Annotated in this window: 16 protein-coding genes, 1 tRNA gene and 1 pseudogene; 6 read left to right on the top strand and 12 right to left on the bottom strand. The window is 33.8% G+C overall.

From position 1 onward, the window contains the following. The first annotated feature begins 29 nt into the window (after positions 1-29). The 3 genes from D1003_RS04330 to D1003_RS04320 all read left to right on the top strand — a co-directional run bounded on the left by D1003_RS04330 (position 30) and on the right by D1003_RS04320 (position 3,304). The gene (locus D1003_RS04330; RefSeq protein ID WP_153935856.1) at positions 30-1,274 is read left to right on the top strand and encodes an aspartate kinase; all 1,245 of its coding nucleotides are present in this window, start codon (positions 30-32) and stop codon (positions 1,272-1,274) included. Positions 1,275-1,288: 14 nt separating this feature from the next. Beyond that, positions 1,289-3,112, top strand: coding sequence for a lysophospholipid acyltransferase family protein (locus D1003_RS04325; protein ID WP_153935855.1), 1,824 nt, complete (start codon positions 1,289-1,291; stop codon positions 3,110-3,112). A gap of 116 nt (positions 3,113-3,228) precedes the next feature. Continuing rightward, positions 3,229-3,304: transfer RNA gene (locus D1003_RS04320), tRNA-Phe, on the top strand. A 206-nt stretch (positions 3,305-3,510) separates the two neighbouring features. Here the strand turns inward: D1003_RS04320 and D1003_RS04315 are convergent. After that, positions 3,511-3,993 (bottom strand): annotated as a pseudogene (locus D1003_RS04315) (transposase); the annotation flags it as partial. A 52-nt stretch (positions 3,994-4,045) separates the two neighbouring features. Here D1003_RS04315 and ribB point away from each other — a divergent pair. Continuing rightward, a complete protein-coding gene (gene ribB / locus D1003_RS04310) occupies positions 4,046-5,167 on the top strand; it encodes a 3,4-dihydroxy-2-butanone-4-phosphate synthase (RefSeq protein ID WP_153935854.1) in 1,122 nt (373 codons plus the stop codon). 172 nt (positions 5,168-5,339) lie between these two features. Here the strand turns inward: ribB and D1003_RS04305 are convergent, their stop codons facing one another. From D1003_RS04305 to D1003_RS04260, 10 genes are all read right to left on the bottom strand, one after another. Then, the gene (locus D1003_RS04305) at positions 5,340-5,672 is read right to left on the bottom strand and encodes a VanZ family protein (RefSeq protein WP_153935853.1); all 333 of its coding nucleotides are present in this window, start codon (positions 5,670-5,672) and stop codon (positions 5,340-5,342) included. A 28-nt stretch (positions 5,673-5,700) separates the two neighbouring features. Next, positions 5,701-6,078: a glycine cleavage system protein GcvH gene (gene gcvH / locus D1003_RS04300; protein WP_153935852.1), complete on the bottom strand. Its 378-nt coding sequence runs from the start codon at positions 6,076-6,078 to the stop codon at positions 5,701-5,703. Between the two features lie 108 nt (positions 6,079-6,186). Further along, the gene (folB, locus tag D1003_RS04295) at positions 6,187-6,549 is read right to left on the bottom strand and encodes a dihydroneopterin aldolase (protein ID WP_052911670.1); all 363 of its coding nucleotides are present in this window, start codon (positions 6,547-6,549) and stop codon (positions 6,187-6,189) included. Between the two features lie 9 nt (positions 6,550-6,558). Next, positions 6,559-7,008: a quinolinate synthase NadA gene (gene nadA, locus D1003_RS04290; protein ID WP_052911669.1), complete on the bottom strand. Its 450-nt coding sequence runs from the start codon at positions 7,006-7,008 to the stop codon at positions 6,559-6,561. Continuing rightward, the gene (gene gmk, locus D1003_RS04285; RefSeq protein ID WP_153935851.1) at positions 7,008-7,568 is read right to left on the bottom strand and encodes a guanylate kinase; all 561 of its coding nucleotides are present in this window, start codon (positions 7,566-7,568) and stop codon (positions 7,008-7,010) included. The genes nadA and gmk overlap by 1 nt, the downstream gene beginning before the upstream one ends. 22 nt (positions 7,569-7,590) lie before the next feature. Next, entirely contained in the window at positions 7,591-8,439 is an 849-nt protein-coding gene (locus D1003_RS04280) for a YicC/YloC family endoribonuclease (protein WP_153935891.1), read from the bottom strand. Positions 8,440-8,482: 43 nt separating this feature from the next. Beyond that, positions 8,483-9,283: an enoyl-CoA hydratase/isomerase family protein gene (locus D1003_RS04275; protein WP_153935850.1), complete on the bottom strand. Its 801-nt coding sequence runs from the start codon at positions 9,281-9,283 to the stop codon at positions 8,483-8,485. 103 nt (positions 9,284-9,386) lie between these two features. Then, positions 9,387-10,037 carry a uracil phosphoribosyltransferase gene (gene upp / locus D1003_RS04270; RefSeq protein ID WP_153935849.1) on the bottom strand — a complete coding sequence of 217 codons (651 nt, stop codon included), beginning with the start codon at positions 10,035-10,037 and terminating at the stop codon, positions 9,387-9,389. Between the two features lie 128 nt (positions 10,038-10,165). Then, positions 10,166-12,043 (bottom strand): ABC-F family ATP-binding cassette domain-containing protein, encoded by a 1,878-nt coding sequence (locus D1003_RS04265; protein WP_153935848.1) that lies wholly within the window; start codon positions 12,041-12,043, stop codon positions 10,166-10,168. Between the two features lie 102 nt (positions 12,044-12,145). Beyond that, a complete protein-coding gene (locus D1003_RS04260; protein ID WP_153935847.1) occupies positions 12,146-14,302 on the bottom strand; it encodes a TonB-dependent receptor in 2,157 nt (718 codons plus the stop codon). Positions 14,303-15,130: 828 nt separating this feature from the next. On the opposite strand from D1003_RS04260, the gene D1003_RS04255 reads away from it, so the two are divergent. Both D1003_RS04255 and D1003_RS04250 read left to right on the top strand, forming a co-directional pair. Continuing rightward, entirely contained in the window at positions 15,131-15,736 is a 606-nt protein-coding gene (locus tag D1003_RS04255) for a DUF3575 domain-containing protein (RefSeq protein WP_153935846.1), read from the top strand. 4 nt (positions 15,737-15,740) lie between these two features. Further along, positions 15,741-15,950: a hypothetical protein gene (locus D1003_RS04250; RefSeq protein ID WP_153935845.1), complete on the top strand. Its 210-nt coding sequence runs from the start codon at positions 15,741-15,743 to the stop codon at positions 15,948-15,950. Between the two features lie 70 nt (positions 15,951-16,020). On the opposite strand, the gene D1003_RS04245 is transcribed toward D1003_RS04250, so the two are convergent. Next, a complete protein-coding gene (locus D1003_RS04245) occupies positions 16,021-16,377 on the bottom strand; it encodes a hypothetical protein (protein WP_014938189.1) in 357 nt (118 codons plus the stop codon). Between the last annotated feature and the right edge of the window lie 37 nt (positions 16,378-16,414).

The raw sequence follows: 16,414 nt of genomic DNA, 5'->3' as shown, positions 1-16,414 counted from the left end.
GAATTATTTAGCTTTTAATAACACATTGTATGAAAATATTTAAGTTTGGAGGAGCCTCGGTAAAAGACTCCGAAAGTGTTAAAAATGTAGCATTTGTACTAGAAAATCAAGGTTTTAAAGAATGTCTGCTCGTAGTTTCCGCTATGGGCAAAACTACTAACGCTTTGGAAAAAGTTGTAGAAGTCTACTTCCAGAAAGGAAATTATAATGAAGAAATTCAGAAAATAAAAACATCACATATAGAAATAGCCTCTGGGCTTTTTGATGAAAATCACCCTGTTTTTGATGAAATTTCGTTGTTTTTTGATGACGTGCAAGCTTTCTTAAGAAGGAATAAATCACCTAATTATAGCTTTGTTTATGACCAAGTGGTAAGTTGTGGAGAAATGATTTCTTCTAAAATCCTTAGCGAATACCTCAATTCTAGAAACTTTAGTAATGATTGGATTGATGCTAGAGATTTCATTAAAACCAATGATACCTACCGTGAAGGTGTGGTAGATTGGACAGAAACCGAAACCAACATCTCACAACTCAATAAAGAGAAATGCTATGTAACACAAGGATTCATTGGTTCTGATGCCAATAATTTCACTGTAACACTAGGGCGTGAAGGCTCCGATTATTCCGCTGCGATTTTTGCATACTGCCTTAATGCTAATGCAATGACCATTTGGAAAGATGTCCCAGGTGTTATGACTGGAGACCCTAGAAAATTTAAAGATGTTAAACTACTTTCTAACATTTCTTACGAAGAAGCTATAGAAATGGCATACTACGGAGCCTCTGTAATCCACCCAAAAACTTTACAACCTTTAAAGCAAAAAAATATTCCGTTCTTTGTAAAATCTTTTGTAGAACCACAAAAAGCAGGAACCAAAGTTGGTATTTCAGAAGAAAATCAAAAGGAAGAAAGTTTCATTCTCAAGGAAAATCAAAACCTAATTAAAATATCCTCCCGAGATTTTTCTTTCATAGCAGAAGACCATATTAGTTTCATTTTCAATATTTTATCCCAATTAAAGATAAAAGTATCGTTGATGCAAAATTCTGCCATATCATTGGCACTTTGCTTAGAGGATAAATTCGGAAAACTAGACGAGCTTAATGAGGTACTACAAGCTAATTTCAAAACAGAAGTTTACAAGAATGCCTCTTTATTCACCATAAGGAATGCTGATATGGATAAACTGGACAGACTTTATGAAGGTAAAAATATTTTATTGGAACAAATTTCCAAAAATACTGTCCAAATTGTAATTCTCCAGAATTAAAAAATTAAAAACCAATGAGTCTCATTTCTAAGAAAGATTTAATAAAGGTAACTGGTTTGGATAAAATAGGATTTTTAAAACTCCCTATTGCCTCCCTTATTATGCGCTTGACAAGGATAAACCAAGTGAATAATCTTTATGACAAAATAAAACATACAAAAGGCAAAGGCTTTTTTGAAGCCTTTGTAAAAGAAAGAAACTTAAAGTATATTGTCTTTGAAGAAGATTTACAAAAAATACCTAAAACAGGACCTTTTATATTAGTTGCCAATCACCCTCTAGGAGCAATAGACGGTATATTAATGTGCAAAATTTTAACTGAAATTAGACCTGATTTTAAAATTATGGGCAATTTCCTCTTAGAGAAAATTGAACCTATGAAACCTTTTGTAATCCCTGTAAATCCTTTTGAAAACAGAAAAGAAATTCGCAGTAGCCTACAAGGAATGAAAGCCACCCTAAAACATCTCGAAGAAGGTGGTTGCGTAGGTATATTCCCTGCGGGAGAGGTTTCTAACAAGAATAATGCTTTTGCCCAAATTATGGATAAAGAATGGGAAAAACCAGCACTTAAACTTATGAAAAAGGCTAAAGTCCCAATAGTCCCAATGTATTTTCATGCTAAAAATAGTAAGCTGTTTTACGCAATGTCTAAAATACACCCTGATTTACAAACTCTAATGCTTCCATCTGAAATGATGAACAAAAGAGAAAAGCCTATTAGAGTAAGAATTGGGAAACCTGTTTCTGTAAAAACCATAGAAGACTGCGACTCTGTGGAGGAAATGGAGCATCTGCTACAAAAGAAAATTTGCCTTATGAAAACTTATTATGACAAAAGGCAATCGTTGGCAGATTTAATGAAACTTCCTAATCTCAATTTAAGAATTCCAAGTAAGTCAGAAAATATAGTCCAAAACATAATAGACGAAACACCCCAAGAAGACTTGATTAAGGAAACAAAAACCTTGAGGAATAAAGGAAAAATGCTCTTTGACAATGGAAATTACGAAGTCTTCTTCTGTTCCTACCAAGAGATACCGTCCATTATGAGAGAAATAGGCAGACAAAGAGAACTTACCTTCCGTGCAGTGGGAGAAGGCAGCAATCTCCCCTTTGATTTAGATGAATACGACAAACACTATCACCATCTTTTCTTATGGGATAAAGAAGCCCAAAAACTCGCAGGCGCTTACAGAATGGCTTTAGGGAGGGAGGTCATAAAAAAACACGGTATTAAAGGCTTTTACACGAGTTCTCTTTTTGAGTTTGACCAAGAGCTACAACCTTTTTTCCGAAAAGTAATAGAAATGGGAAGAGCCTATATTTCTATAGAATACCAACAGAAACCTTTTCCTCTATTTCTTCTTTGGAAGGGCATCGTTCATGTTTGTTTAAGAAACCCAGACCACAAGTTTTTAATGGGAGGTGTAAGTATCAGCAATAAATTTTCGGAATTTTCTAAGTCGCTTATGATAGATTTTATGCGCTCTCATTACTACGATTCTGCTGTGGCTCAATACATACACCCAAAAAATGAGTTTAAAATCAAATTAAAAGAAAGGGATAAAAACTTATTTTTTGACGGTATAGAAGCAGATTTAGGAAAATTAGACAAACTCATTGACGATTTGGAACCAGAAATGAGATTACCTGTATTGATAAAGAAGTACATTAAGCAAAATGCTAAAGTTATCTCCTTTAATGTAGACCCAAACTTTAATGATGCGATTGATGGACTAATGTACATTCGTATCAGCGATCTTCCTGAAAGCACCATTAAACCTGTATTGGAGGAAATGAGTGAACAACTAGGCTCCGAAGAGCAAAAAAAATAAATCTGATTATCAAAATATTAACCACAAAATTCATAAAAATTCCAAAACACACTTGTTTTGTATTGATAATATATATATCTTTGCACCACTAAAAAACAACTGATAGAAGCAATTATGGTGCCTTAGCTCAGTTGGTAGAGCAAAGGACTGAAAATCCTTGTGTCCCTGGTTCGATTCCTGGAGGCACCACCATTTAGAAAAAACGGATAGTAAATAAGCCACTAAGTGCTAATAATAGGAACTTAGATTAACGGTAGATTTACTATCCGTTTTAATTTTTGTCCTAAATTTTGTCCCAACACCTGTACTCTGGGGCAGTTTCTTATTAAAATCTAATATTTATGAATAAGAAATTTGAAAGGGAGTATTTCAACGCTACCTCTTCCCATGAATTTTATTGAAAAACTTTTACTCTTATCAATCTTGAAATGCTTCTCGTATTCCATATCCAAAAGCCCATTATAGTCTCGCCAACCACCCATAAAAAAATACTTTCCAATGAAATTTTTCCTTGAATAACTTTTCTTAAGGTTTCACTTTTTGCATTTGGAATCAGTTCGATATAAACCGTCTTTTCTTTCAAAAACACCAAAAATAGATTGTTTCCAAGTTCCTCTTCTTTGTTTTTAGGGTCTGTTAATCCCTCGTAATCGTCTTGCTCCAAAATAAACCCCATCTAATTCAACTTCTCTATAAAAATAAACTTAAATCTTCTTATTGTTTTTTCAAAAATTGCTTTCCGAAAAGTCCTAAAATATCGGTTAATGGTATTTCTGTTGAATTCTAAAAAGTTCTGCTGTTTTCGTTGCATCAATATCGCTACAAAAATACTTGATTATATTTTTATAAAAAAAAATGTTCCTTACTAATTTTCCAAAAATTTGCTAGAACCCTTTAATCCTATTATCTTTGTTTCCAATATAAAATTAAAAGATGTCGGATATAAAACTCAATACCATTCCAGAGGCATTGGAAGACCTTAGAAACGGAAAAATCATCATCGTTGTAGATGACGAAAACAGAGAAAACGAAGGCGATTTTCTTTCTGCGGCAGAGCTTACCACACCAGAAATCATCAATTTTATGACTATCTATGGTCGTGGGCTTATATGCACACCACTACCAGAGGAAAGATGCGATGAGCTGGGGCTAGATATTATGGTCTCCCGTACCAGCGACCCTAAAGAAACTGCTTTTACCGTGTCCATAGATTTGTTGGGCGAAGGGGTTTCTACGGGCATTTCTGCGAGTGATAGAGCCAAGACTATTCAAGCACTAATGAATAGTTCTACTAAACCGACAGATTTTATGCGCCCAGGGCATATATTCCCACTTAGAGCTAAAAAAGGAGGGGTTCTAAAAAGAGCAGGACACACCGAAGCAGCAATAGATCTTACCAAACTAGCAGGGCTGAAAGAGGGTGGAGTTATCTGCGAAATTATGAATGATGATGGGACGATGGCAAGACTACCACAGTTGGTAGAATTAGCAAGGAAACACGACCTTAAAATAGTCTCCATAGAAGACCTAATAGAATACCGTCTTAGAAAAGGAGACCTAGTAAACAAAATAGAAGAGAGAACTGTAAAAACGCTTTACGGAGAATTTAAGTTCTATGCGTTTCAAGAAAAGCATACCGAGCAAATTCACTTCGCCTTTACAAAAGGAGAATGGGCAGAAGACGAGCCTATTTTGGTAAGAGTACAAAGTTCTAGTTCGTATTTTGATGTATTGAGTAGGTTTATTTCTGGAGAGCAAAATCTTTTGGAAAAAGTGACCAAAATGATAAATGAAGAAGGTAGAGGGGCAGTTATATTTATCAATAATGTTTCTAATGCAGAAAATACGATGAGGAAACTCCAGCAGTTTTTAGATTATCAAGATGGGCAAGTACAGCGCCCTACACTATCTGCAAACTATATGGAGTATGGAGTAGGTACACAGATTTTAAAACATTTAGGCATAACTAAATTTAGAGTAATTACTCAAAACCCAAATCAGAAGCCTGTGATTTCAGGCTATGATGTAGAAGTTACCGAAATGGTACAGCTTTAGACTATGATAAAATAATTGTTCATAATAATAAGGTTTTAATTGGTTTAGTAAAAGCTGAAGGTGTATATATCACGCACCTTCGGCTTTTTTATTTATTTCTATTTCTATATTGTGTTAATAAGAGAGGACCTATCATCCAAACTTAAATTTCTCCATTTATAAATTTAAAATTTTACTTTCTTGTAAAAAGCAACAACACTTTAGTATATACATAATAGGCTAGTATCAAACCTATGGTATCTGCTAAAAGGTCTAGCCACTCAGCAGAACGCCCAAGTGCCATAACTTGCTGAAAAATTTCGGTAAGAATAGCGTAAGCAACAAGGATAAAATAGTAGGCATACACACTAGCTTTGGGATATGCCCAACGAAATAAAAAGCCTAACACAAAAAACATACTAAAATGAACTACTTTATCTATCCCTTGAAATAGGAACCAATAGTCCTTGTGTTCTCCCACAGGTTTGAGAAGAACATAAGTAAGTAATGCCCAATAAATGGGCATTACTATTTTTACAATATGATGGTATTTTTTAACCAATGACTTCTAGGTATTGTTCAGAAGATAATAATTCCGATTGGTCTACGCCTTCTGAAATTTCTAACTTTATAATCCAACCTTTTCCGTAAGGATCTGTATTTACCAATTCTGGCTCATCTTCTAACGCTTCGTTGAACTCCACAACTTTTCCTGCTAATGGTAAGTAAAGGTCTGAAACCGTTTTAACGGCTTCTACACTACCGAAAACTTCACCTGAATTCAAAGTTTCATCTACAGTATCTACATCTACGAAAACAATATCTCCTAGCTCAGACTGTGCAAAATCTGTAATGCCAACTGTTGCTATATTACCTTCAACTTTTACCCATTCATGGTCTTTAGTGTACTTTAGTTCTGCTGGTGTATTCATTTTATATATTTTATTTTCCTCCAAAAATAACTTAATTATATTATATGTTCAAAATTTTATAGTTTTTTTCAAATAAAGTATTTTAATCCTATGATTTAAAGAACTTTATTATTGATTATTTTTCTCTAACACCACACTTGCTCCCTGAACTTCGCCTCTCATAGGTGGTGATTTTTTGGTAATTTTAACCTTGATGTAGGTAATTTTAGGATATTTAGTCAGAACAGTTTTAATAATTCGTCCTGCCACATGCTCCAACAATTTGGAGTTAACATTCATCTCCTGATGTACTATGTCATTAAGCTCCGCATAGCTGATGGTATCTTCCAAATTATCTGTTTGAGCCGCACTCCATAAATCCACATCGCACTCCAAATTAACTAAGTAGTAAGTACCTACAATATTTTCTTCCGGCAAGACCCCATGGTAGGCATAGATTTTAATATCCTCTAAAATGATTTTTGACGCCATAAAATATTTTTATTTTTGATAATTTACCAAAAGAGAATCGTCTTCTAATTCAACGATTGGATATTCGTACTTAAGACTAAGATAAACTTCTCTTAGAGTATCATAAAAATCTTCTTCCAAAGTACCTTTACTCACTTCCTTAGGAATCCAAAAAATAGTATTTGGGAATAGACCTTTAAGAACCCCTGCTTGAAACATCGTCCCTGAAAATAGAACTTTTGTCCATTTTCTTTCTTCTATTTTTTTTGCTATTTCTAAAAGATTGCCCGAAGCGTCTGATACTTTTTCTAAAAATACTGCCCCGTATAAACTATGAGCTAATATTGGGATTTGTTTTTCCTGTTTCAGCTTCAATATTTCTTCTTCTAAACGGTCGTCTGCTGGCATCTGAAACTCTTGATATTTTAAAAAATCTGGAACTGGTAGATTAGTTTTGGTGTTTTTTTTATTTTCTTCCATTAGTTTAAAAATTGATGAATCACTTGTTCTACTTCTTTCTGAGCTACGGATAAATCATCGTTAATGATAATTTTATCGAATTTATCTTGATAAGAAAGTTCCTCTGCCGCTTTATCTACTCTGATTTTAATAGTCGCCTCATCATCAGTTCCTCTAGAAATAAGTCTGTTTTTTAACTCCTCAATGCTTGGCGGTGCAATGAATATAGAAAGAGCTTTTTCTCCAAAAATATTTTTAAGATTAACACCTCCCACTACATCTACATCAAAAATAACGGTATTGCCCAATTTCCAAATACGCTCCACTTCCGATTTTAATGTGCCATAAAATTTATCCGTATAGACTTCTTCGTACTCGACAAAAGCCTCTTCTGAAATCAGTTGTTTAAACTTTTCTAAACTTAAAAAATGATAATCTTTACCATCTTGCTCTGCACCTCTCGGCTGTCTTGTCGTAGCAGATATAGAAAACTCCAAATTGGAAAATTTCTCTAAACAATACTTTACCAATGTGGTTTTACCACTCCCCGATGGTGCCGAAAATATAATAACTTTATCCAATGTTTTACCTTTTTATTATCGTTTACAATACATTAAGCGTTTGTTCTTTAATTTTTTCCAAATCGTCTTTCATCAATACTACCAATTTCTGAATTTCTGCATGGTTAGCTTTAGAACCTAATGTGTTGATTTCTCGCCCTATCTCTTGGGCTATAAAACCTAATTTCTTACCATTAAATTCATCTTGAAGCATCGTATCTTGGTAGTATTTAAGATGCTGAGCCAACCTTACTTTTTCTTCTGAAACATCTAACTTTTCAGTGTAATAAGCCATCTCTTGGTAGAATCTAGTTTCATCTACATTTTCGAAATCTTGCAACGCTTTCTGATATTTTTCTTTGATATTAGCCAATCGCTCCGCTTCAAAAGGCATTACTTTTTCTAAATTCAGACCAATATTGGTAATATTTTTTTGTAATTCTTCTTGCAAAGACTGTCCTTCGGTTTTTCTAAATTCTGTAAAGTTATTGATGGCTTCTAACAACAATTGTTCTATAAAAACCCATTCTTCATCCGAAATTTCCTCCGTATTGTAAGTTGTAGCATCAGGCAACCTCATCGCCATTTTTAGAAGTTCAAAGTCTGGCGTATCTTCCGAAACAATCTCTTTAAATTGAGTAATATAATTTTGAATTATCTCTTTATTTAGTACCAATTGGCTCTCTTGAACCAAGCTTTCTATACTAATGCAACAATCAACCTTCCCTCTCAAAATGGTTTCCGAAATTATCTTTTTAATCAGAAATTCTTTTTCTCTATATATCGAGGGCATTCTAAGACTAATATCTAACCCTTTACTATTAACAGATTTAATATCTATACTTATCTTTTTATTTTGAAAAGTACTTTCGGCTCTCCCGAACCCCGTCATAGATAATACCATAGACTTATAAAATATGAATTAAATTAAATGCTTATTTCCCTTTATATTGAGGCTTCCTTTTTTCCAAAAAGGCACTTATTCCTTCCTGAAAATCCAAAGTTTCCGCAGCATCTTGCTGGAGAATACTCTCCAAATCTAACTGCTCCGATAGACTATTCTGATAAGATTTGTTAAATGCTTTTTTTGTAAGCCCCAATGCCACAGTAGGCTGATGAGTAATATGTTCTAAGACTTGTAAAGATTGTTCCGAAAAAGTAGCGTCTGAAAAAACATCAGCAACCAAACCTCTTTCTAAAGCCTCTTTAGCAGATAATTTCTTCCCTGTAAATGCCAAATAACTCGCTAAGGAACGCCCTAAAAGTTTAGGTAAATAATACGTACCCGCTGTATCTGGCACTAGTCCTATATTAGAAAAAGCTAGGGAAAAATACGCTGACTCTGATGCCACTGCAAAATCACAAATAAGAGCCAACATTGCTCCTGCACCAACCGCAGGGCCATTAACCAATGCAATTACTGGTTTTTTAGCGTAAACAATAGCCTTCACTAATGGATTATAATAATCTATCACAATCCTCTGGATAAAGCGTTCTTCGTTGGCTTCCGTTTTATAATCTAAAGCCTCCTTTAAATTCTGTCCAGAACAAAATGCCTTACCTTTACCGCTAATTGCAATACAGCGTACACTAGAGTCTGCATCGCAAGCTTTTATAAAATGTAATAATTCCTCTAAAACTGATTTATTAAGGCTATTAAACGATTCTGGCTGATTGATATATGCGATTTGAAGCTTCCCTTCAAAATAATTATCTATATCTATTAACTTATACATAAAGCAAATTTATCACTCCAAAGATAAAAAACTTCCACATATGAAAAAAGCTCATATACAGAAGTTTTATCAATTACGATTTTTAAAAAATTTGTATTCGACCCTATCGCTGTAATTTTTCTCCGTAACTTAAATCTCCTGCATCTCCTAATCCTGGAGTTATGTAGCCTTTGTCTGTAAGTTTTTCATCTACCGCACCTACCCAAACATAAGCTTCTGGATACGCCTTTTGAAGGGTTTCTACTCCTTCTTTACTCGCAATAGCCGCTACTATATGAATTTGTGAAGGGTTACCATTAGTAAGCAAATCTTTAATAGCTTCGATTAGCGAAGCTCCTGTGGCTAGCATTGGGTCTGCCACAATAAGTGGTCGTCCCTCAATATTAGGGCAGGTAAGGTAATCTTGCTTTATGCTAAAATAATCGTTAGCATCGTGCTTTCTATATGCCGCTACAAAACCACAATCTGCTTTATCAAAATAATTTAGCACTCCTTGAAACAAAGGCACACCAGCCCTCAATATGGTTGTAATAACAGGTTGAGTTTCTATTTCTCTTGAAATGACTTTATCTAAAGGAGTAGTAACTTCTACCTCTTTAAAAGGCAAATGCTTACTAATTTCAAAAGCGGCTATCTCACCTATTCTTTCCATATTTCTACGAAACTTCATTCTGTCCGTTTGTACGGAAACATTTCTTAAATCGTTAATCCATTCTGTAACTAATGAAAACTCTTCTGATAATATTGTGAACATCTTATTCTTACTTTTATTCTGATACAAATTTCGGTATTTTTTAATAATAGACCTAGTAAGTTTCTTTTTTTATTTAGCAGATAAAATTTCTCTCCTCCTTGTTCTTACACCTTAATCACACTTTAACTCTATGATAAGATTTCTTGTAACTCTAGCCACCTCATCTCTATTCTCTCTAACTCTTGGGCGTTTTTTTCTAACAGTCCTGATAGACTAGCCACTTTCTCATAATCTGTTTCTCCGTTGAGCTGTGTGAGTATAACTTCTCTTTCTTCTTCTAGCTTTGGTAATTGTTTTTCTATTTCTTCTAGTTCTCTCTGTTCTTTAAAAGATAGTTTTTTCTTAGGTAAAGGCTCTTTTCTTTCTGTCTGAGGAATTTCAACTTTTTCTTTTTCCTTATTATTTTGTTTTAGCTCTAAATCTTTAGCGGCTCTATATTCTGTAAAGTTACCTGTGAAATCTCTTACTTTACCATCTCCCTCAAATGCCAAAATATGGTCTACCACTCTATCCATAAAATATCTATCGTGCGACACTATGGCTAATGTACCTTGAAAGTTTTGTAAAAAGTTTTCCAAAACGCTTAAGGTAGGTAAATCTAAATCATTGGTAGGTTCATCAAAAATTAAAAAATTAGGGTTTTGATACAACACATACATCAAATGCAGCCTTCTCTTCTCTCCTCCAGAAAGTTTAGAAATTGGTGAATATTGTGCTTGGTCATCAAATAAAAATAATCGTAGAAATTGCGACGCAGAAATAGTTCTTCCATTAGCTAATGGAAAGTTTTCGGATATTTCTTTGATGAAATCAATTACCCTTTCGTCTTCCTTATAGGTAAGTCCTTTTTGAGAAAAATAGCCAAATTTTATGGTTTCTCCTGTTTCTATCTCTCCATTATCATAGTTTTCTAACCCTTGGATAATATTAAGTAATGTGGATTTACCCGCTCCATTTTGCCCTACAATCCCCACCTTTTCACCTCGCTGAAACTGATAAGAAAAATCCTTTAATATCACTTTATCATCATACTTTTTGTTGATATTTCTAAGCTCAAGAATCTTTTTGCCCAAACGCTCCATTTTAAAGTCTAGCTCCAAGCTATCTTTTCGAGTATCTGTCTTAGCAACTTTTTCTGTTTCGTAGAAAGCCTCTATTCTACTTTTTGATTTTGTAGTTCGTGCTTTGGGCTGCCTCCTCATCCATTCCAATTCTTTACGGTAAAGATTATTGGCTTTATCTATGGTAGATTGCAGGTTTTCTTCCCTAATCATTTTGTTTTCTAGATAAGTAGCATAGCTCCCTTGATGTATGTATAGTTGCTGGTCTTCCATCTCCCAAATTACATCGCAAACACTATCTAAAAAGTATCTATCGTGTGTTACTAATAAAAGAGTAATCCTCGCTTTGGAAAGGTAATTTTCTAACCATTCTACCATATCCACATCTAAATGGTTGGTAGGCTCGTCCATAATTAAAAGCGTATGTTTATGCTCAGCCCTAGTTTCTGTAAGCAATTTCGCTAATGCAACTCTCTTTACTTGCCCTCCTGACAGTGTTCCCATTTTGGCATTAAGGTCTGTAATTTTGAGCTGAAAGAGAATTTGTTTCATTTCATTTTCTAAATCCCACGCTTTATGAATTTCCATATCTGCGAGAGCCTTCTCAATAAACGCTGTATCTGTAGATTGTAAAGACAGATGGTAATTTCTAACAGCATTTATAGATTCTGAATCTAACTTCATCATAAATTCTTCCACAGTATCCTCCGCATCGAAAGTAATTTCTTGGTCAAAAAGCACCACTTGTATATCTTTATTTACCAATACCGAACCGCTATCTGGAATTTCTTTTCCTAAAATAATTTTAAGAAGAGTAGATTTTCCACTTCCATTTTTGGCAACAATGGCAATTTTATCGCCTTCATTGATGTTAAAAGAAATATCTTGAAATAGAGTTTTAATTCCGTAAGATTTGGTAAGATTTTCAGCAGTGATGTAATTCATTCTCTAGAAAATTGAAATTGAGTGCAAAGATAGCATAAAAAAACCGTTTCAGTTGGGCATTTCCCTTCTAAAACGGTTCTAAAAATAGTATGGAATATTCTACTAAAAGCTATACTTAATGGTAGTTCCTCCGAAGAAATAAGCTCTTGCTGGACCAGGGTTAACATCGGTAGTTACCCCAACAGGATAACCATTACCTAAGTCTGTATCGCCTACCGCATTCCCTACAAATAGAAAGGCATAGTTGACTCTATTCGTTAAATTATTCCCTGCTACATAAGCGTCTAAACTCCACTTACCAAACTCCTTTTTGTAGCCTATCTTGGCATTGTATTGATGAAAACCTTTTACATTGATTTCGTTGGCAAAATCAGTATAAACATCACTTAAATAATTAAATGTATTTCTAACATAAAGCCCAAAACGCGTATCAAAATCCAATCCAAAAGAATATTTTACTGATGGTATACCTACCACCTTTTTACCAGAGTAATCTTCGCCTAACATACTAAAAGACTGATATTTAAAATCATATTTAGAAAGATTGAAATAAGGTAATACTTTATTTATTAAACTATTAGATGTATAAGCATAACCTAGACTTAACTCTATCCCTCTATTAAACTGATTTCCTGTATTCCCCCAATAAGAGTACACATCTCCAGCACCATCGCTAGCCCAAAGTTGAGTTAGCTTATCTTGAACTCTGATGTCAAATAAGGATATTTGATAATCAAATTTCGTTTTTCCTAGCAATCCGTGTACTGAAAAATCCCACATTTTAGCACGCTCTGCTTTGAGTAAATCATTAGCTTTTCCCGTAGCAGAAACGAATGCCGTAGAAGCCGTAGGTGCATTATAACCCTCACTATAACTTAAATTAAATAATTGATTCTTCCATTTTTTTTGTAATGCTATATGAGGGGTTAAAACCATAGAAAAATCTTTCTTGAATGACGCATCTTGTTTGTAGCCTTCTAACAGTCCAGGGTAAGCCAACAAGTCCGTTCTATCATAACCTTGCTTGTTACCACTCACACCTAGAAGAAGAGATAAGTCTAAAGGTTGATAGGTTAATCTATTGGTAAGAAATACCGAGAAATTATAATTATCATACTTAAAATAAGTACCTCTTTTAGATAACGGTCGAGTCTGTAAATCTGGTTTATCCAAACTACCGTCAAAACGATAATTAGAGATTAAAGCTCTAGAAATAAGATATTCTCCACCTGTTTCCATTTCATTTTTAAAATCTTCGGAAATAGGATAACTCCATCTTAGCTCAGACCTTGCACCATAGCTTGGTTGTTGAGAGTTTTCTGCCGCTCCTGCAGCCGTTCGCTTAGTATCTAAATGATGATAAAATAAAGAGGTATTATAGGTAATATTAGGATTGATTTTCCATTGATGACCTATAATCGTTCTGGTTGCAATGAAATGGTTTTCTGCGTTCTTCCTAGCATAGGCTGCATTACCAGGGTCTTTTCCATCGTAATAATCCTGAAGAGAAATCTGTCCTGTAACGCCTTCATAAGAATTGTTATGACTCGCATACACCATCAAACTATGAGCCTGTGCCAATTTAAAGTTTCCCATAAAAGCATAGTTATTTTTCCTAGTATTACCTCTAGGACGATAACCATCACTCCCTATATGCCCATAGTTGAACATAATATTTGCATTATCCGTTACTGTTTCTACCTTAGTATTAGACTGAAACAAACCAAACGAACCAAAAGCCAAAGATTCTGACAAATGAGTGCCTTTTTTAGTTTCTGGACGCATATAGAACCTTACAGCTCCACCTGTACCTCCACCATAAAGTGTAGAAGCAGGGCCTTTAACGACCTCAATATTATTGATAAGAGAAAAATCTATATCTTCTAAAATAGTAACACCATCGGCATTAGTAATTGGTGCCGAATTGAGGTAAAACTTCACTCCCCAGTTATTGAATTTCTGGTCGTTACCATAACCTCTCAAAACAACTCTTTGTCCACCAAATTGAGTTCTTTTTTCTACCTGAACTCCTGCCATTGTTCCTAGTGATTGCTCTATAAAGTGAGGATTATTCCTTTCCACCTCATAAGCGGATATAATCTCCGTAGATTGAGCTTGTTTAAAGAATTCCTTTCTTTCTTGTTTTACTTTAGCTCTAGCATTTATCACAATGCTATCTACTAATTTTTCTTTTTCTGTATTCTGTGCAACGATATTTGTTGCTGATATAAAAGTAATAAAAATGGTTATTTTATTCATCCTTGATTAAATGTAGAAATATCCGTGTAAATTCGGGACAAATGTATGAAAAATTTTAGAAGTTTTAGGCATTTTGCTTAACCTTCAAATTTTAAATTATCAAAGAGAAAAGCCTAAAATGAATGATTTAGAGCTAATAAATTTTAATATTCTAAGTATTGATATAAATTACAAGTATTTAGGACTATGTATAATTCTTTAGTTAACAAAATATAAAACATTATAGAAAAATAAAACAAATTTGCACCCATTGATATAAAATCTCTTAAATAACATATCACAAAGGAATCCAGTCAATTTTAAGGTATTTTTAATAGTTGATAAGAATATACAAAATACTCATCGTTCTCGTTCAAAAATTTACAAAGAACTTGATTTTTCTCCCCTTAATAGTAAATATTATGCATTTCTTAAAACTATAAACTATATATGGTTACTTCTTTAAGTAGCGTTATTCAGTATTTATATTCGCCTTACTCCTATTCACGACGCTCATTTTCATAAATGACTATTTTTGAACAAATAAAAAAATTACAGTCCAAGTATATTTGCAGAGGATATTTCATCTGCTTTCTACTCATTTTCCTTCCCTCTATCCAAAATCCAATCATACTCTCCTGACATAATGATATTAGGATAGTCTGTAGTAAATGTAAGCCCCTAAATAATAGGTTAAATGCCAAATCCCCGCAAAGCGGAGAATAAACGGTCTATTCTTATTTTTTCTAGATATTTAGTTTCATCTCCCACTAAGTACTGGTAGTCACCACTATAGAAAACCACTCTCATACGGAGTGGTTTTTGTTTTATTTATTATATATTTGCGTTATGAAAAATATAGTTTTTATATTCTTTTTGAGCTTGATGACTCTAACATCAGCCCAATCTACACAAGAAGAACTCTTACCAAGATCTAAATCCATATATATTAAAGGAAACCTCCTTACTTTACCTTTATCTATTATCAATGGAGGGCTAGAGTATCAATTAGCACCCAAGTACACCATACAAGGGGATATCCTTATTTCACCTTGGAAATCTGCGTTCGGCAATCATATGCAAATTTATATGGGACATTTAGAGGGTAGATATTATTTTAAGGAAGCATTTAATGGTTGGTATATTGGAGCAAACGCTGGAGTCGGAGTTTTTGATATGACCAAATGGAATTACCTTGACACAAAAAAATTTCAAAGAGGGTTTAATTATATGATAGGGGCTGTAGTTGGATATCAGTACCAATGGAAAGATAAATGGAATATTGACTTTTTCTTAGGTGGAGGAACTTCACAAGGTTTTTATCACGGCTACGAACCAACAGAAGAACCACCACATTTCTTGAAAAGATATGAGAGCCATCCAGACTATTGGAATAAAAGTGGAGAATGGATTCCTTATAGAGGTGGTATTATGATTTCATACAAATTAAGATAAAAATATGGATTTTAATAAAAACCCTAAATTTTACCTCATCGTTATCATTACATTTGTTGTTGTATTTTTAATGAACTATCTTGGTAACTCTAATGCTCCAGACCAACTAGAGAGAGCTTTAATGAACGGGATTGCTGGAGCAGCAGGCATTACCATAGGTCTATGGATTTGGAACAAAAATAAAAACGATGATACTCATCACAATTTTGATTAGAATTTAAAATATAGATAAAAGTAAAAGACTATATAGTGTCCTCTAATCAGGTAAGACTGTATTTGTATTTCTATCGTAGGGTTTTAACTTGCGACTCGCTCAAAATTTCAAATTCATAAAAAAATCCCACTCCATATTTCCCTTCAAAATCTTTATAACCAGTGATTATTCCATCTGGTGTTTCCTCTACTTGAATTATTACAACCAATTTTCTTTGACCTAACTCAACATCATTCCAATACGCCAGTTTTGGTAATTCAATTTTATATGGCTTAAGGCTACTTGGGCTTACATTTTCAATAACAAATACTGCTCTTCCTTTTTCAACATCTTCTATTGTTGCAACTCTATTGTTAGTTGAAGGAGTATTTCTCCAATTTTGTAAATTTAATGGCTCCATTTTTTCATTCTCTTTTACTTTCTTCATCTTCTATTTTTAATACAACATTGAATAAATAAACATC

Source organism: Riemerella anatipestifer (genome assembly GCF_009663465.1).
Classification (GTDB): Bacteria; Bacteroidota; Bacteroidia; order Flavobacteriales; family Weeksellaceae; genus Riemerella; species Riemerella anatipestifer_C.
The sequence above is the reverse complement of the archived record's forward strand: the minus strand, read 5'-3'. Positions and strand labels throughout refer to the sequence as shown.

What these genes read in the sequence shown, in the direction of transcription:
- gcvH (WP_153935852.1), bottom strand. Translation starts at nt 6,078, where the DNA reads ATGAATACACCAGCAGAACTAAAGTACACTAAAGACCATGAATGGGTA.
- D1003_RS04245 (WP_014938189.1), bottom strand. Translation starts at nt 16,377, where the DNA reads ATGAAGAAAGTAAAAGAGAATGAAAAAATGGAGCCATTAAATTTACAA.
- D1003_RS04250 (WP_153935845.1), top strand. Translation starts at nt 15,741, where the DNA reads ATGGATTTTAATAAAAACCCTAAATTTTACCTCATCGTTATCATTACA.
- D1003_RS04260 (WP_153935847.1), bottom strand. Translation starts at nt 14,302, where the DNA reads ATGAATAAAATAACCATTTTTATTACTTTTATATCAGCAACAAATATC.
- D1003_RS04325 (WP_153935855.1), top strand. Translation starts at nt 1,289, where the DNA reads ATGAGTCTCATTTCTAAGAAAGATTTAATAAAGGTAACTGGTTTGGAT.
- D1003_RS04305 (WP_153935853.1), bottom strand. Translation starts at nt 5,672, where the DNA reads ATGCCCATTTATTGGGCATTACTTACTTATGTTCTTCTCAAACCTGTG.
- folB (WP_052911670.1), bottom strand. Translation starts at nt 6,549, where the DNA reads ATGGCGTCAAAAATCATTTTAGAGGATATTAAAATCTATGCCTACCAT.
- D1003_RS04265 (WP_153935848.1), bottom strand. Translation starts at nt 12,043, where the DNA reads ATGAATTACATCACTGCTGAAAATCTTACCAAATCTTACGGAATTAAA.
- D1003_RS04330 (WP_153935856.1), top strand. Translation starts at nt 30, where the DNA reads ATGAAAATATTTAAGTTTGGAGGAGCCTCGGTAAAAGACTCCGAAAGT.
- ribB (WP_153935854.1), top strand. Translation starts at nt 4,046, where the DNA reads ATGTCGGATATAAAACTCAATACCATTCCAGAGGCATTGGAAGACCTT.
- nadA (WP_052911669.1), bottom strand. Translation starts at nt 7,008, where the DNA reads ATGGAAGAAAATAAAAAAAACACCAAAACTAATCTACCAGTTCCAGAT.
- D1003_RS04255 (WP_153935846.1), top strand. Translation starts at nt 15,131, where the DNA reads ATGAAAAATATAGTTTTTATATTCTTTTTGAGCTTGATGACTCTAACA.
- D1003_RS04275 (WP_153935850.1), bottom strand. Translation starts at nt 9,283, where the DNA reads ATGTATAAGTTAATAGATATAGATAATTATTTTGAAGGGAAGCTTCAA.
- D1003_RS04280 (WP_153935891.1), bottom strand. Translation starts at nt 8,439, where the DNA reads ATGACGGGGTTCGGGAGAGCCGAAAGTACTTTTCAAAATAAAAAGATA.
- upp (WP_153935849.1), bottom strand. Translation starts at nt 10,037, where the DNA reads ATGTTCACAATATTATCAGAAGAGTTTTCATTAGTTACAGAATGGATT.